Origin of the sequence: Flavobacterium aureirubrum (genome assembly GCF_038739835.1) — a bacterium.
GTDB classification, from domain to species: domain Bacteria; phylum Bacteroidota; class Bacteroidia; order Flavobacteriales; family Flavobacteriaceae; genus Flavobacterium; species Flavobacterium aureirubrum.
The window spans coordinates 402,587-423,725 of record NZ_JBCGDO010000001.1 but is presented as its reverse complement, the minus strand read 5'-3'; the positions used below and the strand labels follow the sequence as shown (position 1 = coordinate 423,725).

Genomic DNA, 21,139 nt, shown 5'->3' with positions numbered 1-21,139 from the left:
TATTTAGTGTTATGTATTATTATCTATTTTTAAAAGTATGTTAGGATTCGGACAGTTATTAGAATAAAAATCCAATTTACCTGCATTACAAACGCCTGGATAGTCGCCAAAATTGCTCTCAATATTTAGAATAATTTGAAAATGTAAATGTGGCGCATAATCACCATTGATAGGAGGTAAACCTAAGTTTCCTATTTGTTGTCCTTGTTTTATAACGTCGCCCACATTTTTATTGGTTATGCTATCTACACTCAAATGGCCATACAATGAATAAAACGTAAAACCTTCAAGGTGATGTGCTAAGATTATCGTTGGACCATAATCGCCAAGTGCTGTATTATTCTGAAAGCTATGAATGGTGCCGTCCAAAGCTGCATGAATAGAAGCAGTTTGATTAATCCATAAATCCAAACCAATATGAATGTTGCGTTCTTCGGAATTTAAATTCTTAAAAACAGTACTTCGTTGGTAAAGATTTCTAGTTTCTAAATAACCTCCAAAAGCAATTTTCGCCTTATTTCTATCTAAAAAACGTTGAATATATAATTCATATTCCTTTGCATTTTGTAGATTTGATTGAGCCAATTCTTCATTATCAATAGATAAATCTAATGCTACATAATCGGAATAATCGATTTGTGGCGCAATGACTTTGGCAGTATTAATTTTAGAAAGTACTTCAGTGAAATTTTCCATAGAAAATTATGCAGAAATCGTTGCTACTTCTTTGTCAATTTTGTTTACCAATCCTACTAATACTTTTCCAGGACCAACTTCGGTGAAACTTGTTGCGCCATCTTTTATCATTTGCTGCACCGATTGTGTCCATCGAACAGGTGCTGTCAATTGAATAATTAGATTTTTCTTAATCTCAGCCGCATCAGAAACTGCAGTTGCAGTAACATTTTGATAAACAGGACAACTTGGAGTAGAAAAATTAGTAGCTTCAATAGCTGCTGCCAATTCCTCTCTTGCCGGTTCCATCATCGGGGAATGAAAAGCACCACCAACTGGCAAAATTAAAGCACGTTTGGCTCCAGCTTCTTTCATTTTTTCGCATGCTATTTCCACCGCTTTATATTCGCCAGAAATCACTAATTGTCCTGGACAATTGTAGTTTGCAGCCACAACAACGCCATCAATCGAGGCACAAATATCTTCTACAATTTTATCATCAAGATTTAAAACCGCTGCCATTGTTGAAGGTTTAATTTCACACGCCTTTTGCATTGCCAAAGCGCGTTGGGAAACTAATTTCAAGCCGTCTTCAAAAGATAAAGTACCATTAGCAACTAATGCTGAAAATTCGCCAAGCGAATGTCCGGCAACCATATTGGGCTTAAAATCTTCCAGTGTTTTTGCTAAAATAACAGAATGTAAAAACACAGCGGGTTGGGTTACTTTCGTCTCTTTTAATTCTTCGGCTGTACCTTCAAACATGATATCGGTAATGCGAAAACCTAAAATTTCGTTAGCTTTTTCAAATAATTCTTTCGCCGAAGAAGAACTTTCATATAATTCTTTACCCATTCCAGTAAATTGTGCACCTTGTCCAGGAAAAATATAAGCTTTCATAAAAAATTTGTTTCTAATTTAAAATTTCCAGTTCTTGACATATAAAAAACAAAACTACTAATTTTAAACATAACATCTCAGTAAAATAGTTTTGAATAATTGTAACTTTTTATTCGACAATAGACGTATAAGATTAAAATATCTACTTATGAAAAAAGCGTTACTTATTGCTTTTCTTGTTTTTATTGGGTTCATGTTATGCTATTTAAATTTACCAGTAATTCAGTATGGTTTTTATGGAATAGCCTTAATTTTATTACTATTGCTATCGTTGTATTTTTTTATTGCTCTTGGTTTATCAGTTGATAATACGGGAAAAAAAATAATTGTGAAATCAATGCCTAGCAAAGGTTTGCTTATTGTTGTGGGGTTAATTTTTGCTTACATAACGCTTGTTTCTTTCGTCACATCAGCAACCATTTTTCATACTTCAAGTTACCAACAAATGATTGGAAAAGTAGAAAATGGAACTAAAATTTCTAAACATATTGCTCCCATTTCCATGGATAAAATTAGAGTTGTTGATCAAGATTTGGCTTATTTGCTAGGCGAAAAAATTATAGGTTCACAACCAGCTTTGGGAAGTCAAATTGAATTAGGAAGATTTTCTATCCAAAAAGTGAACGGCGAATTATATTGGGTTGCGCCACTATTACACTCAGGCTTTTTCAAATGGTTCAATAACTCTGCAGGAACTCCTGGTTATGTGATGGTTTCTGCAACTAATGAGCGCGACGTAAAATTAGTACAAACTATCAACAACAAACCTATAAAAATCAAATACCAAACAGCTGCTTATTTTTCAAGTGAAATTCACCGACATGTATATTTTAATGGCTATGCCACAGTAGGGTTAGCCGATTTTACATTTGAAGTTGATGAAGCAGGAAATCCTTTTTGGGTAGTTACAACATATGATAAGAAGATTGGTTTTTCGGGAAATAATGCAAACGGCATTCTTGTTGTTGATGCACAAACCGGTGCTATCCAACAATACGAAATCAAAAATGCTCCTGTTTGGGTAGATCGTATTCAACCTGCAGCATTTATAGAAAATCAGTTAAATGATTGGGGAGAATATGTAAATGGCTATTGGAATTTTTCGAATACTGATAAATTACAAATCACTGAAGGATTAACCTTGGTTTATGGCCAAAATAATAAATCCTATTGGTACACTGGATTGACTTCGGTTGGGAGTGATGAAAGCGCTGTAGGTTTTGTTTTGGTTGATACTAGAACAAAAGAGACTACTTTTTATAAGCAAAGTGGTGCCACTGAATATGCAGCGCAAAGTTCTGCGGAGGGAAAAGTTCAGGAGAAAGGCTACAAAGCGTCACTACCTATACCTTATAATATTAACGGAATTCCTACGTATATCATGACCTTAAAAGATGATGGTGGATTGGTAAAAATGTATGCTATGGTGGCGATAAACGATTACACAATTGTTGGTGTAGGTAATTCTATGCGAGAAACGTTGACTTTATTCAAAAGCGTTTATAATATGGCAGGAAACAAAATTAATCCGTCTAATGTAGCGTCAAAAAAATCAATCTCATCCGTGATTAGTCGCATTCAAAGTGATGTGAAAAATGGAAATAGTTTTTATTATTTTACCATTAAAGATTATCCAAATATTTTTGTGGGTTCGTCACAAATATCTAGTGAAATTCCAATATCGGTTGTAGGAGATAGTGTTACTATTTCTTTTGATATTGATAGCGAACAAATAATAGATGTTACCAATTTTGATAACCTCAATTTAAAATCTAAGAAATAATTAAAATCCCATCTTTAACTTCAAATAAAGATGGGATTTTTGTTTAATTTTTAATTCTGTTTGAAACCTTTATTGTTCCATCGGAATTTCCATTACTAAAAATTTAGCAACTGAGTTAGCTTTAATTTCAACTTGCGCTGTGTTCCATAATCCAATGGCATCTCTTGTTGCTAATTTTTCACCATTAACTTCAATTTCACCTTCAATGTTCATGATGTAAAATCCGTTTCCTTCCTTTTTCAATGCCAGCGATTTAGAAAAATCTTTATCGAAATCACTTAAATAAAACCAGGCATCTTGATGTATCCAAACGCCTTCATCGTCAGCATGTGGCGATAAAATTTGTGCGAAATTATTTTTTTGTAACGATTGGTCTAGAGTGATTTGTTGGTACCGAGGTGCTACGTTTCTCAATTTTGGGAATAACCATATTTGAAATAACTTTGTTTGCTGGTCAGCATTAGGGTTGAATTCACTGTGTCGAATTCCTGTTCCGGCACTCATTACTTGCACATCACCTGTTTTAATTGTTTCGGCATTTCCCATGCTGTCTTTGTGTGCCAAATCGCCTTCGAGTGGAATGGTAATTATTTCCATATTATCATGTCCATGTTCGCCAAAACCCATTCCGGCAGCAATAGTGTCGTCATTTAAAACTCGCAAAACACCAAACTGAACTCTATCTGGATTATACCAACTTGCAAAACTAAAACTGTGATAAGCATTCAACCAACCGTGATTGGCGTGACCACGGGAATTCGAGGTATGTAAAACTGTATTTTTCATATCGTGTAAAATTTTTAATAAATTATGATACAAATTTATACCGATAAGGTTTGAGAAGTACTTAATGTAGGTTAAGAAATCATTTCTTTAACAGGCGCGATTTCATTTTGCTAAAAAACTCGGGTGTAACGCCGATATAAGAAGCTATCTGTTTTTGGGGTATTTTTAGAACTAAGGTTGGATATTTTTTACAGAATTTCTCATATCGTTCTTCGGCGGATAAACTAAGATTATTTATCAATCGCTCTTGGTTAGCCACTAATGAATTTTCTGTTAAAATTCTGAAAAAACGTTCTAGTTTTGGAATTTCGAGATATAATTTTTCTTGGTTTTCTTTTGATAAAATGACCACTTCGGCATCTTCTAAAACTTCGATAAAAAGATTTCCTTGTTTTTGTGATAGTAAGCTATACATGTCGCTAATCCACCAACCTTCACAGGCAAAACTTAGTACATGTTCAACTATATGGTCATTGATTGTAAAGCTTCGCAGCAATCCCGAGTTCACAAAATAGGAGTGTTTACAAATCTCGCCAGCATTTAATAAGATTGTTTTGGCTTTGTAATTTTTAGTTTCTGTTTTTGATAAAAAAAGCAATTCTTCCTCGGGAGTGAGTGAGACGTGTTTTGCAATATTTTGCATTATCAGATTCATATTTCCAAAAATACAATTTATATTTCTTTGAAAATCGCAAAAAAAAAACGCCCCAATTTCTTGGGACGTTATAGTTTTTAATGTTTGTGACCTGCATGTGGATCTGGAGTTTTAGCAGCAACTGGAAGTAACTTAAAAGAATTTGCTACAAAACGTTCTTTTTTTATTTCGCCAACTACTTCAGCTTTTCTTATTGTAGAACAAAAACCGTCTGCAGCATGAGCGTCGCCGTGTTTATTGATGTCTGTTCCATCTACAAAATAGGCTTTTCCATCAATCCGAACCGCTAAATCACAGCCGCCTTTTTCTTTCATACCAAATTGGCATTGTCCACAAGAAGCTTCTACAATTTGGGCTTTAGATTTTTCTTGAGCATTCATGTTGGCAAAACACAACATAAAAATAAGTAAAAGTAATTTTTTCATAATAACATAGTTTAGGATAAAGCTTCTTTTATTCTCCTGAAAGCTTCGGTTAATAGTTCTTCACTTGTTGCATAAGATATTCTGATACAATTTGGATTTCCAAATGCGTCACCAGTTACCGTGGCAACATTGGCTTCTGATAATAAATACATTGACAAATCATCAGCATTATTGATTAATTTTCCACGTAATGTCTTTCCAAAAAAGGAGGAAACATCTGGGAAAAGATAGAATGCACCATCGGGAATATTAATTTTTAATCCGGGGATTTCTTTAGCAAGATCAACTACTAAATCTCTACGATTTTTGAATGCAGCTACCATTTCGTTCAATACGCTTGGGTCGGCATCAACAGCTGTAATGGTTGCTCTTTGTGCGATAGAATTTGCGCCAGAAGTTACTTGTCCTTGCATTTTGGTACACGCTTTCGCGATAAATTCAGGTGCGCCTATGTATCCAATTCTCCATCCAGTCATGGCAAATGCTTTGGCAACGCCATTTACAGTAATGGTTCTATCAAATAATCCTGGAATGGTTCCGATGCTACAAAATGTTCCCGAGAAATTGATATGTTCATAAATTTCGTCTGATACAATATATATGTTAGGATGTTTTTCTAATATTTTTCCAATTGCACTTAACTCATCACGGTTATAAACCGAACCACTCGGATTACATGGTGAGCTGAACCACATCATTTTGGTTTTTGGGGTAATGGCTTTTTCCAATTGTTCGGCTGTAATTTTAAAATCAGTTTCAACTGAAGTAGCTACTTCAACAGGAACACCACCAGATAATTTTATTATTTCGTAATACGAAACCCAAAAAGGAGCAGGAAGAATTACTTCATCGCCATCATTGAGCATGACTTGTGCAATATTGTATAATGATTGTTTGGCGCCAGTTGAAACAACAATATTTGAAGGTTTATAATCCAAATTATTATCCCGTTTAAATTTTCTACAAATGGCTTCTTTTAGCTCTAAATAACCATCAACAGGCGAATAAGTGCTATAGTTTTCATCAATAGCTTTTTTAGCAGCATCTTTGATAAAGTCAGGAGTATTAAAATCAGGTTCGCCTAGACTTAAACTGATAATGTCTTTTCCTTGCGATTTTAGTTCTCTTGCTAATGCTGCCATCGCAAGTGTTTGTGAAGTAGATAGATTATTAATTCTGTCTGATAAAATATTCATATTGTTGTTGTGTTTATAGTAAATAAAGAGACGCCTTATAGTGGCGTCTGTTTTTTAAAATTATGCTAATTGAGGTTTTCTACCTAGTTCTTTTAGATGTCTAAAGTGTGATTTAATTGCCTCTCTTGTAGTTGTAAACTCATAATAGGGCAGTTGACATTCTTTCGCGGTCTGTTTAACAATTTCACCAATTTTATCATAATGAATATGGCTTATATTGGGAAAAATATGGTGTTCAATCTGGTGATTTAATCCGCCAGTGTAGTAGTTAATCAACCAATTTTTCGGTGCAAAATTAGCAGTAGTAAACAACTGATGAATAGCCCAAGTATTTTCAATTTCACCATTATCATCTGGAATTGGGTTTTCAGTTTCTTCAACTACGTGAGCTAACTGAAAAACAACGCTAAGAATAACCCCAGCGGTATAATGCATCACTAAAAATCCTAAAACCACTTTATACCAAGTTATGCCCATTACCATTGGAATTACCAACCAAATAGAGAAGTAGATTATTTTTGTAATTATCAATGTTGTCCATCGAACCACTGGTTTTTTAAATTCACCGTAGGATAGATTACGCTTTAAATAACGTTTCATTTGAAGAAAATCAGTAGTAATTGACCAATTGAAAGTTAATAATCCATATAGGAATACAGAGTAATATTGTTGAAATCGGTGAAAACTATACCATTTAGCTTCTTTAGTAAATCGCATAATTCTACCCGCTTCTAAATCTTCATCATGACCGAGTATGTTAGTATAAGTATGATGTAATACATTATGTTGTACTTGCCAGTTGTATACATTTCCAGCTAAAATATAAATACTTCCACCCATGAGTTTGTTTACCCAAGACTTTGAGGAATAAGCACCGTGATTGCCATCGTGCATTACGTTCATTCCAACTCCAGCCATTCCAATTCCAATTACAATATTTAATAGTAAATAAGCCCAAATAGGCATTTGCATAGAAAGTAAAATAAAGTATGGTGTTAAGAAAATAGTGAACATTACAACAGTTTTTAAGTGTAATTTCCAATTTCCAGTTTTGTCAATATTGTTTTCTTTAAAGTAATTATTAACTCTAGAATTTAACGTTCTAAAAAATTTAAGATTGTCGTTTTTAGAAAAGACAGGTGATGAGGTATTCATTTTATATGCTAGTCAAAATTTTTGTAAATATAATTATTAAAATATTTTAAAGATTATAAACAAATCATAATTATCAACTAGGAAGTAGTATTTTTGTTGAAAATCCAATTTATGGAAGAAATTCTGAAACAATTTCCAAATCTAACTGAAAATCAAATAGTACAATTTCAAAAATTAGAGCATTTGTATCACAACTGGAACGCTAAAATCAACGTTATTTCACGAAAAGATATTGACGAATTGTATACAAAGCACGTTCTACATTCGCTGGCAATTGCAAAAGTTCAGCCTTTTGAAGCTGGAACTTACATACTAGATGTTGGAACAGGTGGTGGATTTCCGGGAATTCCGTTGGCTATTTTATTTCCTGAAAGCCGATTTTATTTGATTGATGTAATTTTAAAAAAAATAAATGTAGTTAAAGCTGTTGCGGACGCGTTAGAACTCAAAAATGTAAAAGCAGAACAAATTCGTGCTGAAAATGTTAAAGGTGATTATGATTTTATAGTAAGTAGAGCCGTGACCAATATGCCTGATTTTGTCTCATGGATTAAAGATAAAATCAAGAAACAAAACAAGCACACACTAAAAAATGGAATTCTTTATCTTAAAGGTGGAGATTTAACCGAAGAACTCAAAGATTTTCCAAATGCAACAGAATACAATATTTCAGATTTTTTTTCCAATGCGTTTTTTGAAACTAAAAAAGTGGTACACTTGCCGCTGAAATTTAAAGCATAAAAAAGAGGCATTTTGCAGCGAGTAAAATGCCTCTTTTCTTTTTTAACCTTTTACGATTTTCTTCGTGACACTTCCGTTTTCATTACCGATAGTTAGTAAATAAATACCATTTGAAAGCGAAACCGGAATTTCCAAAGTTCCTGAAATAATGTTATTATTCGAAATATAAATGGTTTTTCCAAGCATATCAGTTATTGAAATTGTGGCGTTGTTAATAGTGTAGGAGGTATTAATTTCAATATTATTAGCAACTGGATTTTTTATCCAAAGTGACTCAAAAGCAGGATTTGTAGTGGTTAATGTACCATTAAGAATTTCGGATAATGCAAATGCTACATTCGTCGCATTTAAAGTAACGTGATTTTCATTTACCGTTGGGATTGATGAAGCCGCAAATGGAGTAGTGGTAGAAGAAGTTACCGGTGTATATAAATTATTTGTGTTTCCAACTGCCATTGAACTCCAAGTGGGTATAAACGTGAAATAATCAGCATTAAGATTATCGAAAAACTGAGTTAAAATAGGATCGGTTCCAAGTCCATTGGAAAAGCCACTAATATCAAATCGTCCGCCTGGCGCACTATCTAATCCAGATGTAAATGATGGAGCTCTTGAATTTGCAAGGCTTTCAAAACCAGTTATCCAGAAAAATACTAAAAACTGTTGACCTCTAAAGCGACTTACTTGATTGGTTTGATTAGCAGCAGGCGTAAAGCGCAGATTAATAATTGCTCTTTGTGTTGTCGTTATGTTTAAAGTGTAATTCATAACTTCAAAATCTGGAGTGTAATTATTTGTTCCGTTGCCAGCGCCATTTGAAATAGAGACATTTCTTGTGTCTACTGGAAATCCCATCGAATTCAACTCGTTTTGAAAATTGTTTCTAAAATTGGGTGCGCCATTAGGTAAAAGAGAATTACTATCAGTATTAAATTCAAATAAACTTCCTGTTTGTAAATGACCTTCTAAATGATCAATTAGCATTTGTCTCGCGGCAGGACTTTTTATTAAACCATTCACAATAGGTTGCACAGTAACATTTCCAGCAGGACCGAAGGCTAAATAGTTGAATAAATGTTGAAAGCCAATAGGTACATTTGCTCCTTGATGAGGAGAGTCAAATGAAATATACAGTCGTGTATCGTGATTAAGATTGTTCATCTCCATATAACGAAGTGCATATCTAGAAATTAATCCGCCCATGCTTGGACCAATGACTACGTTTTTTTGATTTCCAACTTTTTGTGCATTTATTTGGTTAATTAATGTTACCAGAATAAAAGCATTTCTTTGAATAAAATCCACGCCACCATCAACCACTGTTGTCGTATTTGGTCTTGTGTAGGTTGGAAAATTTAATAATACAATATCAAATCCTTGTGAACGCAAAAAATCTGCTAGATTTTGATTGGTTCCATAATTTAGCGAAGCATATAATGTTGAAATATTTCGGCTATCTCCAGGATCAAAACCATCTACAAGAAAGACGGGTTTGTCTAAAATACCATCAACTGTATCAGGAAAAATTTCATATTCTCCTTGTCCAAAAAATGCTGCCGTTTCGCCAAAACCTTGATATGGAATTGTTGCTGTGATTGTCGTTACAGCATTAGGCTGAACATTCTGCGAATTGTTTCTATTAGCTATTCCGCTACTTTGAGCATCAATAGTGATAACGAAAGACTGGTAGATAACAGCACCATTTGATAGCGTAATTTTGCAATTCACAGTTTGTTTTCCGTTTTCAGAGAAATTGATTTTGAAAGGAATATTTTTCACAATTGTTTTCCAGTTTTCATCGTCACTTGCTTGAATAGCGATACTAGTAATAGTTCTGTTCGTGGTGTTAAAAATCAAATTATCATTCAAAACAAATGTTACTTGACTTGATTTTGATTTCAAAACTAAAGGAGCAATTAAATGTAAACTGTGTTTGTCAAAAACATTTTGAGCGTTATTTTTTAGTTGAAACTGATTGTTTGCGTCTAAAAACAAATCTCCATTTTCAATCGATGCACTGTTTATCTTTTCAAAATCAGTTATCAAAATACTCAATGGAACTTGATTTTTAGTAAAACCAAGATTGGCTTCATTTTGCAAATTTTCAAGTACTGGTAATCTGTTAAGATAGTCGGCACGTTGAATTTCATGATACACTTGCATAAAATAATTTGAACTTATTTCTGATTTTCTTGCTTCGGTAGCATTAGAAATTCCAAATACTCGATCATACAATATTTTAGTTTCTGTTTTGTCTATTAATAAATCAAACGATTTATCTTGAGAAAATCCTACAGTTGAAACAAGACAGAAAAGGAATACTGCAATTTTTGACAAGATATTTGCACTAATAGTAGTAAAGTAATTCATATAAAATTAATTGTTGGTTTTCGATAATCGAATATACAAAAAATTCAATATCAACGATATAAAAAAAGTTCAAGTTATTAGCTTGAACTTTTTAAAATTATATTTATTTCTTATGAATGTTATTCTCCCAAAAACGGATATCTATAATCCTCTGGTGTTACAAAAGTTTCTTTAATTGTTCTTGGTGAAACCCAACGCAGTAAATTTTGCATTGAGCCTGCTTTATCATTGGTTCCTGATGCTCTTGCGCCGCCAAATGGTTGCATTCCTACTACAGCACCAGTTGGTTTGTCGTTGATATAAAAATTTCCAGCACTATTTTGTAATGCAATGGTTGCTTCTTCAATTGCATATCGGTTTTGACTAAAAATGGCTCCAGTTAAAGCATATTCCGAGGTTTTATCCACTAATTGTAAGGTCTCATGCCATTTTGCATCTTCATAAACATAAATAGTAACTATAGGTCCAAAAAGTTCTGTTTCCATAGTAGCATATTTTGGATTGGTGGTTACAATTACCGTTGGTTCAATAAAATAGCCTTTGGATTTATCATAATTTCCGCCAACAATGATTTCGGCATCAGAGTCTTTTTGGGCTTGATCAATATAGCTTGCCAATTTATCAAATGAACCTTCGTGAATAACTGCGGTAATAAAATTACCAAAATCTTCGGGCGATCCCATTTTCATCGATTTTACATCTGTAATTAATTGTTCTTTTACCGCTGGCCATAAACTTTGTGGAATATATGCTCTTGATGCAGCTGAACATTTCTGACCTTGAAATTCAAATCCGCCACGCGTAATTCCTGTCACAACTTGTTTTATATTCGCACTTGGATGTGCTATAATAAAATCTTTTCCACCAGTTTCGCCTACAATTCTTGGATAGGTTTTATATGTATGAATATTGTTTCCAATTTTTTTCCATATTTCTTTAAACACAAAAGTGGAACCTGTATAGTGAACACCTGCAAAATCTGGAGAAGCCAAAACTGTGTCAGTAATCATTACTGGATCGCCAAAAACTACATTTATCACACCATCGGGAACGCCAGCTTCTTTGAAAACATCGATTATAATTTTAGCGGAGAAAACTTGACTATCACTAGGTTTCCACACTACAGTATTTCCCATTAAAGCAGCACTTGCAGGAAGATTTGCAGCAATAGCGGTAAAATTGAATGGTGTTATAGCGTAAATAAATCCTTCTAAAGGACGATATTCCACACGGTTCCAAACATCAGAAATTGATTTTGGTTGGTCATTATAAATTTGCGTCATGAATTCTACATTATAGCGCAAAAAGTCAATCAATTCGCAAGAAGCGTCAATTTCAGCTTGAAAAATAGTTTTGGATTGTGCAATCATCGTTGCAGCATTAATCTTAGCTCGATATGGACCAGCAATTAACTCAGCTGCTTTTAAAAAGATAGCTGCACGTTGTTCCCATGCCATATTTGCCCACTTTTTTCTGGCTTCAAGTGCCGTTGCAATAGCTTTTTCAACATGCACTTTTTCAACTAAATGATATTTTCCCACAACGTGTTGATGGTCATGAGGTGCAGTCATGTTTCTAGTGTTTCCTGTTCGAATTTCTTCGTTGCCAATGTAAATGGGAACATCAATTGTTTCGTTCCACATTTTTTCATATGCAGCTAGAACTGCTTTTTTTTCTGGAGAATTTGGAGCGTATGATTTTACGGGTTCATTGACTGCTTTTGGAACGTGAAAAAATCCTTTTAACATAGGTAGAAATGTTTTAAAAATTGAACAATTATGGGAAATTAAGTTTCGTTTTTAAGAATAATAAAGTTTTATACAAAAGTACAAAGGAAATTTTTAATTTTTGATAGGAAAGCGAGGCTAAAACTAATTAAGTGCAAACGGCGCGCTTAACTTGAATGTAGGTACAAATACTCGGAAGGTTCTTGTAGTTGTATAATTTATCATTGTGAAATAACCCATCATTGCACCAAAAGGGGAAGATAACAAACAGCCCGAGTTATAGGTATGTTTTTCGCCTGGTTTTAAAACTGGTTTTTTGCCAATAACTCCTTCGCCATCAACAATTTCTTTTTTGTTTAAAGAGTCGAAAATTTCCCAATGACGTGTACTAAGTTGAACGGAGTCTTTGCTATGATTTTCGATGGTTATTTCATAACTAAAAGCAAAGTGAATCTTGTGGTTTTTGAAGTAGGTTCCTTCAAAACTTGTTAAAACTGAAATTTTAATGCCTCGTGTTATTTGAGTAACCATTAATGGTGTTTTTAGTAAGTCAAAATTACGAAAAATAAATTTTGATAGGTAAATTTGATGTTAATTTTTGTCAGTTTGTTATATCGACAGAACTTGCAACACCTTTCCCTATTATTCTATCATAACGCTGGTTGTTTTCTCTATAGTAAACTAATGCAAAATAGTTATTTTCGGTAACGTTGAAATTTCCATCAATTGCATTTTCTTCATCTATCTTTCCTTTTGAGTCAGCGAGTACATATTGAAAATTAGTGAATCCTTGTTTGATCATTATAGCTTTTTCAAAAACACGTTTTTCGGCATTATATTCCATTTTATTTTCTTCGCCGATTGCAAAATTATTAAACATACCATTTACATAAATAGATTTATTACCAAAATTATTAGGCGCATTGAGTGTGAAGTAAATCCAGACATAATCTGCTTCGATTTCATTGTTTTCTGCACCTATATTGTTAACGATGAAATTTCCGTTAATGTCGGGAAAGAAGGTGTATGGTGCTTTACCGCGAGGCACACTTGGATACAAATGTGCGCAATACAAACCGCCAAGTGAATTAATGTAAGCAATATTGTTATTGGCTGCACGGATGTCTTTGTTTTCAAAATTTAAAAATTCATTTCCAGCCCAGAACTGCGTTTCCGCATCATATCGATAAACCAAGTCGTTGCCAATAGTAAATTGGGGTCTAATATTCGTTATTGCATTGTCCCATCTGCCATTTTGCATCAGCAACACTTTCACATTAGTTAACGGACTTTGAAAAATAAATGCACTAGTTTTAACTGAGAAATCTAAATTTTGTTTTTGATTAATTGTATTTAAAGTTCGAGCAATTCTTACTTTCATTGGAACGGATACAATTTCTTCATATAAAATAAACTTTTTTGAAAAAATTACTTCTTTGTCATCGTTCAAAATTTTGATAATATAGTTTCCACTTACTCTAAAACTGGTTAAGACATTAGGAAAAGTTACTCGATAGTGTGAGTATATCTGTAATGCGTTTACCGAATTTGTATAATCCTGAATTCGCTGGTCATCAAATCCTGTGATGTATTCTTGTTTTGCTAATTGAGACGGTTTCCAATCATAGTCGCAGTGCGTCAAAGTATAGAAATAATTGGCTTCATTCCCGTGTAAATCATCAAAAATAAATTGAAAACTCTCACCCAATCTAATTATTGGAATGATGTTTTGCCTGTTTTGAATGAAAGAAACAGTTTTAATATAATAGGGCGGAATAACTTCTTTTTCGATTTGAGAAAATGAAGTTACAGATAGTAACAAAAGATATACAGAAAGAAAAAATTTATTTACCATAGTAGAATATAACAAGGTATAAAGTTAAAATATTTCTTTTAACCATCGCTATATTTTAGTTATTTATAACAAACTGGTATAATTTCTCCCTTCGCCAAACAATATTTTTCTACTAATTCGGAGGCGATTTTGTTTGTATAATCCTCTTCGATTACTTTAAAACCTATGTTTCTTAGTTTGTCAAAATAATCTCTACCATAAACACGAACATGGTCGTATTGACCAAAAATTTTGGCGCGTTCTTTTTGGTCTATTATAGAGTCATCAGAAAATGTGCTTGCTCGAGATAAATCTTGTGGAATTTGAAATATTCCCATTCCGCCAGGTTTTAATACGCGATATAATTCTTGCATGGCTTTAGTATCATCAGGAATATGTTCTAAAACATGGTTACACAAAATAATATCATAATAATTATCTTCAAAAGGTAAATTACAAATATCTGCTTTTACATCTGCCAATGGAGATAGTAAATCAGTGGTCGTGTATTCAATATTTTTTTGTTTTTTGAACCGTTTGTAAAACTCTTGTTCTGGTGCAAAATGCAGTACTTTTAATACTGAATTTATTTCAGTATCTCTCAACTTAATTCTTTTTGGATTATGATCTGAACCATCCCGATGCTTCGGGACAGATTGAAAAAAATCAGTTTCATTTTGAAGGTACAACCACAATAAACGATGTCTTTCTAATGAAAGTGTACTCGGAGAAAGCACATTGTTTCGCTGATTTCCATATCCGTAGGGCAAAAACATTCGGAAACTTTTTCCGTCAATTGGATCGGTAAAGCGATTTCCTTTCAACATAAAAGCCAAGATAGGACGAACTACTATACTCAATCTGATTAGTATCGGCCGAGGAATGGTGTTTAAAATAAACTTAAATAGTTTCTTCATTATACTACTAATGGTTTTTTTCGAAACTCATCTTCCTCATTACTAACAATTCCTAGCGCATCATAAATATATTTAAACGTAGAAAGCAACTCTGGTTTACCATCAATTAGTGCCACATTGTGTTCAAAGTGTGCGCTTGGTTTACCATCGGCAGTAAGAATCGTCCAACCATCTTTAAGTTGTTTGATATTTTTTGTTCCCATATTGATCATGGGTTCAATGGCAACAGTCATTCCTTCGACAAACAATTTTCCGCGACCACGTTTTCCATAGTTTGGCATTTCTGGATCTTCGTGCATTTTTCTTCCTAATCCATGTCCAACTAATTCACGAACTACACCATATCCGTGTGACTCTGTATATTTTTGGATGGCGTTACCTACGTCTTCTACGCGATTACCAATTTTAAATTCTCTAATTCCAATGTATAAACTTTCTTTAGTAACTTTTAATAGTTTTTTTACATCGGGTGCGACTTCTCCAATTTCGAAAGAATAGGCATGGTCACCATAAAAACCGTTTTTCAACACACCACAATCTACTGAAATCACATCGCCTTCTTGTAATGGATTACTATTAGGAATTCCGTGAACGACTTGAGCGTTTGGGCTCATGCAAAGCGAATTAGGAAAACCATATAATCCTAAAAATCCTGGTTCTGCACCATGATCTCTAATAAAAGTTTCTGCTAGTTTATCTAAATATAATGTGGTAACACCAGGTTTTATTTCTGATGCAATCATTCCTAATGTTTTGGATACAATTAGAGCACTTTCGCGCATTAACTCAATCTCTTCTCTTGTTTTTTGGATAATCATTTAAGATAATTTTACACATTCTTGTTGCTGTCATCAAAAAAAATAGCAGGCAAAAGTAACTATTTTAGATTTAGCTACTCAGGATTTGCCATGATTTTAAATAATTCCGCATTTGAATTCAAAAAACGATTTTCAATTGATATCTGAGAAATTTGTGCAAGAACTAAATTATTTTCTCTTGTATTAATTAAAAATAAAGAGCTTTCACCAAAAGTAAATAATCGTTCTTCTGCATTTAGCATGGTTTGATTGTCTTTCACAAGATCATCAATAAGTTTTTTTTGTTTCTCAAGAGAAGCAATCTCCGTTTGTTGTGCAATAATTTTATTGGTTAATTGCACTCTTTCTAAGTCAAGATTGAACTGCGCGTCTTGCATTTTAAATTTTGTTATATTCAAACTTCCTCGTTCTTTTCTTAAAAATAGGGGAAAATAGAAGTTTAAACCCACTTTATAATCTTGAAATTTATAGTCATTAAAAGCGCTAGGCTCAGAAAGATAGGAATAACCCAAGTCTATTTTTGGTAAAAGCATATTTGCCTTTAATTTTCGTTCTACATCAAGCATTTGCACTTTGTTTTCTAATGCATTTATTTTTGGATGATTGGTAATATCTTGATTAGCAACCATTAACTCGTTTGTGCGAAGCGTTTCGTTTACAGTAAGTAATAGGTTTTCCTCGGGAATAATATTGTCCTGCAATTCCATTGGGATATTATTTTCGAGCCATAAAAAATTAGATAGTTCCAGTTTTGCTTTCGCTAGTTTAAGTTGGCTGTCTTCTAAATTCAATTTTCTATTTCTAACGATTATACCAGCTTCTGTGCTGTCTATTGCAGGTCTATCGCCTTCTCTAATGAGGGTTTCTATACCTTTATAACGAATGTTAGCATTAACTAAATAGTTTTCGTACATTTTTACTTCGTTGAAATTTCTTTTCCAGTTGAAGTAAGCAATAGACGCGTCGTAAAGCACGGCAATTGCCATTAAATTTCTTTCCGCTTGGCTTAGTCTAAGTTGTATTTTAGCTTTTCGTAAATCTGCCATTCTTTGATTAATAAATAATCCTTGACCTATGGGTATATTAATTCCTAATGAAGTCAAACCTTGGTTAGGCATTGTATTTTCGGGATTTAAAAAAACGCCTTCATTATTATCAAATCCGGCTTTTATTTCTATTCCATACCATGTAGGAATTTTAAAACTATTATTCAAAATAGAATAATATTCGCTGTCTTTGAATTTTTTCTGTTCAAAATCAACTTCAATTTTTGGGTCAAATCCACCGCGTGCCATCATTAAATTTGCCTGCGCTTGACTAATTTCAAGATTGGCGCTTTTTACTAATGGATGGTATTTTTTTACATAGCCCAGATACTCATTATAGGTAAGTTCTTTTTGATTGGTGTTTTGTCCAAACAGCGAAAAGCAGCAAAAGAAAAGTATATAAAAGCGTGATTTCATTATTTTTTATCTTTTGTTCCTGAATCTTTAGGTTGGTAATAATTAGGTGGAAAACCATTAAGCGTTCGCCAAAGTTCAAACCATACTGGAACATTTTCTAACAATGCAATAGTTTGCGCTCCTGAACCTACACTAACTTGAATAGGCCATTTTTCTTCTGTTTCATCAGGGGCAATTAGCACACGAAATTTACCGTTATTGCTAATAAAATTTTCAACGGCAACAATTTTTCCTCCAAAAGTTCCATAGGACATATTTGGCCATCCGGAAAAGACTATTGCAGGCCAACCATCAAACCAAATTCGTACTTTTTCGCCTTTGTGAATTAAAGGTAAATCCATTGGACTTACAAATGTTTCCACAGCAATATCATATTTAGACGGCATGATACTCACTATTTGTGTGCCTTCTTTTATAGTTTCACCTAGACCAGATTGTAAAGCTCTGTTGACATAGCCGCTTTGTGGTGCTTTAATGTAGTACATTCCGTTTCGGATTTGGTAATTTACATATTGATTTTTAAGTTTATTAACTTGCGCTTCGGTATCAAATTGGTTGCTCAAAGCTGTAAATTGGTCACTTCTTGCCTTCTGCTCTTTTTCATTATACTCTGCGGTAATTCTATTGATTTCGACTTTTGCGTTAATCAATTCATTTTTACTTGTTAATAATTTATTTTCTTGTGTTATGATTTTTGCATCAACATCTTGTAATTTTAAACGTTTTTCTTCCAGATCGGTAACGGCTTTTAATCCGTCTTTGTTTAAGGCTATCGAACGATTATATTGAATATTTGCAATTTTTACCTGCGTTTTCACTGCCTCAAGATCCATACTGTCGCTCGTTACTTTTAAAATTGATTGACGAATTTTATTTCGTGCTTGTTCCAATTTTAAATTACGCTCTCTTTTTATTGCTGCTATTTGTGAGTCGAGCGTAGTAACTTTATCGCCATAAGAAATCTGCGCCATTTCTTTTGCTTTCATTTGGCTTTCCGTGTTTTTAACCAAATTTGGATCGAGATAGTCATCTTTCGTTTCAGAGATGAATAGAATGGTATCTCCTTTGTTAACAAAATCTCCTTCTTTTACATACCATTTTTCTATTCTACCAGCGATAGCGGTATGGATTGTTTGTGGACGTTGATCTGGTTTGAGTGTAGTTACCGCGCCAGCGCCAGATATGTTTTGTGTCCAAGGTAAAAACAAAATAATCAAGCAAAAGATAGAAACGCCGATAATTATTTTATTTAATATCTTGTAGTGAGGTCTTTCAGAAAGTGTTTTGTATGTTGAATATTTTTCAATATCATTAACAATTTCGACTTTATTTGAAATGTTTAGCATAGTCTATTTTTTAATATCATTGATAATTTTTCCATTTTCCATAGTTATTACTCGGGTACATTTTTCTTTCCAGTAGCTATTTTTTGAAGATACAATTAATGTCCATTTGTTTTCGCTTGAGGTTAAGAAATCAATAACTTCCTTGGCAGCATATGTATCCATTTTATCTAGCGGATCTTCATAGAAAAGTATTTTTGGCTTATTTATGATACTTCGTGCAAGTAGTATTTTTTGTGCATTGGATGAAGAAAGTTGTTTTCCTTCAGGATATATTTTTGTTTCTAATCCTTCGGGTAACGATTTTATATAGTCACCGAGTTTCACACTATCGATAGCCCATTTAATTTCTTCTTGTTTTATCATTTTGTTTTTGAAAGTAATATTTTCTAAAATAGTTCCTTCAAATGGTGTTTCACCAGTTGTGATTGTGCTGATATGCGTTCGATATTGATCTAAATCAATTTTTTGATAGGTGTCATCATTAATATAAAATGCTCCAGATGTAGGTTGTAATAGTCCAGCCAAAGTTCTTATTAATGTGGTTTTTCCTGAGCCGTTCAATCCTTCAAGATATATTTTCTCTGACTGATCGATTGTTAAATTTATTTTTTCTAAAACTGGGTCAGTAGTATCAGGAAATCTATAATTCATTTTTTCTGTTACTAACTGAATGTTTGTATAGCAATAATTTAAGGGTTCTTTACTATTTTCTTCTACGGACATATCTGTAACTTGTCCTATTTTTTCGACTGCTGTTAAAACATCATACAATGTTTCTAAACCAACGATAATTTTTTCAACAGAACCTATAACAAGCAAAATAATAATTTCTGCCGCTACAAACTGACCAATATTCATTTGTTGGTTCAAAACTAGATAACCTCCAATTAACAATAAACCTGCTGCAATAATAATTTTGAAAAAAATTAATTGTGTGTATTGTCTTTTAATAACGCTAAAATGTTTTTCTCGATAAATTAAATACTCAGCGGTGAGTTTGTCATTTTTTTGTAAAGCAAAATCAAAATTTGTATTTTTTTTGAAACTAAAATTATTTCTTGCTATTTCTTGAAGCCATCCAACAACTTTATATTTATATTTAGACTCCTTCATACTACTTGCTAATCCACTTTCAAAAGAATACCTGAAAATAATGTATAATAAAACTATCAAAAACAATCCAAAAAAGATAAAAAAGGAATGGTATAGTGATAATAAAATAATACCAAAAAGTATCTGAAGAATGGCAGCTGAAAAATCTACTAAAAGTTTTGAAACTCCTTTTTGAATTGTCAATGTATCAAAGAATCTATTGGCTAACTCTGGCGGATATTGATCATATAATTCTTCAGTCTTAATCTTGGGTAATCGATAACCAAATTCAAACGAGGAACGAATAAATATTTTTTGTTGTAAATTTTCTGTTATACGAAGTTGCATTAGCGATAAAAGGCCTACAAGTGCAACACCAGCTACAACTAGAAAAACTAGAACTATCCACGAAACACTAACTCTTCCTGATTGAATGAGATTGATAATAGCTTGAATTCCTAAAGGCAATGATAAACTCACTAAACCAGCAAAAATGGCGTAAAAAAACACTTGATAAACATCTTTTTTATCTAGCTTTAGTAAGTTTGTTAAACGGTTTAATGGTGATAATGTCATGATGGCGAATTTAAAGTTTTTGAAACTAAATCAATGTAAAAGGCAGTGGGAGAAACATTTTGATTACAGTTTGTAATAGATGTCAGATTATTTTTTAAAAAGTGCTGATGTAATGCACCTTCAATTATTGATGACGCTAAGCTTTTAGAAAATTCATAACTTGGATTTACAGCTTCTATCATAGTTACTAATCTGTTAATTAATCTTTTATAAATAAGGAAAAAACCTTCTTTGTTTTCTTCTGCTATTTCCTTTGTATATAATGTTTTAGTAAACTCTGAAATAATAATTTTGTTCAGTACCGCTTCATTTATATGATCGGTATCTTTGTCATCTTCTATTTTTTCGGTTACGATAGTTATTGCTTTTTTTAACTTTTCGAATGAATTTTCAATGTTATTTGTTTCAAATACCATCCTATATTCAATCCAACTCCAATACCACGCCGAAAGATAAACTAATAATTTATGTTTACTTTCAAAATAGCGATAAATAGAACTTTCATTTGAGGCAATTCGTTCTCCTAATTTTTTAAATGTAAAGTTTTCAAACCCTATTTCATCAATTAAAACAATACTTTCTTGAATAATTTTTCTGCCAAGTACTGATGTCTCAGGGTCTTTTACATAAATTTTTTCGTTGACTTGAATCTTCAATGATAATAGTAAATGATTCATATT

The 21,139-nt window shown here is 32.9% G+C and carries 19 protein-coding genes; 2 read left to right on the top strand and 17 right to left on the bottom strand.

Annotation, left to right across the window (positions count from 1 at the left end; genetic code table 11):
• Positions 1 to 9 precede the first annotated feature (9 nt).
• Positions 10 to 696 carry a peptidoglycan DD-metalloendopeptidase family protein gene (locus WFZ85_RS01935; RefSeq protein ID WP_342694595.1) on the bottom strand — a complete coding sequence of 229 codons (687 nt, stop codon included), beginning with the start codon at positions 694 to 696 and terminating at the stop codon, positions 10 to 12.
• A gap of 6 nt (positions 697 to 702) precedes the next feature.
• Positions 703 to 1,575 (bottom strand): ACP S-malonyltransferase, encoded by an 873-nt coding sequence (fabD, locus tag WFZ85_RS01930; RefSeq protein WP_342694594.1) that lies wholly within the window; start codon positions 1,573 to 1,575, stop codon positions 703 to 705.
• A 148-nt stretch (positions 1,576 to 1,723) separates the two neighbouring features.
• On the opposite strand from fabD, the gene WFZ85_RS01925 reads away from it, so the two are divergent.
• The gene (locus WFZ85_RS01925) at positions 1,724 to 3,358 is read left to right on the top strand and encodes a hypothetical protein (RefSeq protein ID WP_342694593.1); all 1,635 of its coding nucleotides are present in this window, start codon (positions 1,724 to 1,726) and stop codon (positions 3,356 to 3,358) included.
• Between the two features lie 69 nt (positions 3,359 to 3,427).
• Here WFZ85_RS01925 and WFZ85_RS01920 read toward each other — a convergent pair whose 3' ends face one another.
• From WFZ85_RS01920 to WFZ85_RS01900, 5 genes are all read right to left on the bottom strand, one after another.
• The gene (locus tag WFZ85_RS01920) at positions 3,428 to 4,144 is read right to left on the bottom strand and encodes a pirin family protein (RefSeq protein WP_342694592.1); all 717 of its coding nucleotides are present in this window, start codon (positions 4,142 to 4,144) and stop codon (positions 3,428 to 3,430) included.
• A gap of 79 nt (positions 4,145 to 4,223) precedes the next feature.
• Positions 4,224 to 4,787: a Crp/Fnr family transcriptional regulator gene (locus WFZ85_RS01915; protein WP_461782265.1), complete on the bottom strand. Its 564-nt coding sequence runs from the start codon at positions 4,785 to 4,787 to the stop codon at positions 4,224 to 4,226.
• Positions 4,788 to 4,876: 89 nt separating this feature from the next.
• Complete coding sequence (locus WFZ85_RS01910; RefSeq protein ID WP_342694590.1) at positions 4,877 to 5,224, bottom strand: DUF6370 family protein; 348 nt, start codon at positions 5,222 to 5,224, stop codon at positions 4,877 to 4,879.
• 11 nt (positions 5,225 to 5,235) lie between these two features.
• On the bottom strand, positions 5,236 to 6,420 hold the full coding sequence (locus WFZ85_RS01905) for a pyridoxal phosphate-dependent aminotransferase (protein ID WP_342694589.1): 1,185 nt from the start codon (positions 6,418 to 6,420) through the stop codon (positions 5,236 to 5,238).
• A gap of 60 nt (positions 6,421 to 6,480) precedes the next feature.
• Positions 6,481 to 7,575, bottom strand: a complete 1,095-nt coding sequence (locus WFZ85_RS01900) for a fatty acid desaturase family protein (protein WP_342694588.1) — start codon at positions 7,573 to 7,575, stop codon at positions 6,481 to 6,483.
• Between the two features lie 111 nt (positions 7,576 to 7,686).
• On the opposite strand from WFZ85_RS01900, the gene rsmG reads away from it, so the two are divergent.
• On the top strand, positions 7,687 to 8,316 hold the full coding sequence (rsmG, locus tag WFZ85_RS01895; RefSeq protein ID WP_342694587.1) for a 16S rRNA (guanine(527)-N(7))-methyltransferase RsmG: 630 nt from the start codon (positions 7,687 to 7,689) through the stop codon (positions 8,314 to 8,316).
• Between the two features lie 42 nt (positions 8,317 to 8,358).
• Here the strand turns inward: rsmG and WFZ85_RS01890 are convergent, their stop codons facing one another.
• From WFZ85_RS01890 to WFZ85_RS01845, 10 genes are all read right to left on the bottom strand, one after another.
• Positions 8,359 to 10,686, bottom strand: a complete 2,328-nt coding sequence (locus WFZ85_RS01890; protein ID WP_342694586.1) for a T9SS type A sorting domain-containing protein — start codon at positions 10,684 to 10,686, stop codon at positions 8,359 to 8,361.
• A gap of 119 nt (positions 10,687 to 10,805) precedes the next feature.
• A complete protein-coding gene (gene pruA / locus WFZ85_RS01885; RefSeq protein WP_342694585.1) occupies positions 10,806 to 12,434 on the bottom strand; it encodes an L-glutamate gamma-semialdehyde dehydrogenase in 1,629 nt (542 codons plus the stop codon).
• A 123-nt stretch (positions 12,435 to 12,557) separates the two neighbouring features.
• Positions 12,558 to 12,944 (bottom strand): Co2+/Mg2+ efflux protein ApaG, encoded by a 387-nt coding sequence (gene apaG, locus WFZ85_RS01880; RefSeq protein ID WP_342694584.1) that lies wholly within the window; start codon positions 12,942 to 12,944, stop codon positions 12,558 to 12,560.
• 70 nt (positions 12,945 to 13,014) lie between these two features.
• Positions 13,015 to 14,268, bottom strand: coding sequence for a type IX secretion system plug protein (locus WFZ85_RS01875; protein WP_342694583.1), 1,254 nt, complete (start codon positions 14,266 to 14,268; stop codon positions 13,015 to 13,017).
• A 59-nt stretch (positions 14,269 to 14,327) separates the two neighbouring features.
• A complete protein-coding gene (locus WFZ85_RS01870; protein ID WP_342694582.1) occupies positions 14,328 to 15,164 on the bottom strand; it encodes a class I SAM-dependent methyltransferase in 837 nt (278 codons plus the stop codon).
• Positions 15,164 to 15,982 (bottom strand): type I methionyl aminopeptidase, encoded by an 819-nt coding sequence (gene map / locus WFZ85_RS01865; RefSeq protein ID WP_342694581.1) that lies wholly within the window; start codon positions 15,980 to 15,982, stop codon positions 15,164 to 15,166. Before map ends, WFZ85_RS01870 begins: the two co-directional genes overlap by 1 nt.
• Before the next feature lie 74 nt (positions 15,983 to 16,056).
• The gene (locus WFZ85_RS01860; RefSeq protein ID WP_342694580.1) at positions 16,057 to 17,445 is read right to left on the bottom strand and encodes a TolC family protein; all 1,389 of its coding nucleotides are present in this window, start codon (positions 17,443 to 17,445) and stop codon (positions 16,057 to 16,059) included.
• A complete protein-coding gene (locus WFZ85_RS01855) occupies positions 17,445 to 18,791 on the bottom strand; it encodes an HlyD family secretion protein (RefSeq protein WP_342694579.1) in 1,347 nt (448 codons plus the stop codon). The genes WFZ85_RS01860 and WFZ85_RS01855 overlap by 1 nt, the downstream gene beginning before the upstream one ends.
• 3 nt (positions 18,792 to 18,794) lie before the next feature.
• Positions 18,795 to 20,459, bottom strand: coding sequence for a peptidase domain-containing ABC transporter (locus WFZ85_RS01850; protein WP_342694578.1), 1,665 nt, complete (start codon positions 20,457 to 20,459; stop codon positions 18,795 to 18,797).
• Positions 20,456 to 21,136, bottom strand: coding sequence for a TetR/AcrR family transcriptional regulator (locus WFZ85_RS01845; RefSeq protein ID WP_342694577.1), 681 nt, complete (start codon positions 21,134 to 21,136; stop codon positions 20,456 to 20,458). The genes WFZ85_RS01850 and WFZ85_RS01845 overlap by 4 nt, the downstream gene beginning before the upstream one ends.
• Between the last annotated feature and the right edge of the window lie 3 nt (positions 21,137 to 21,139).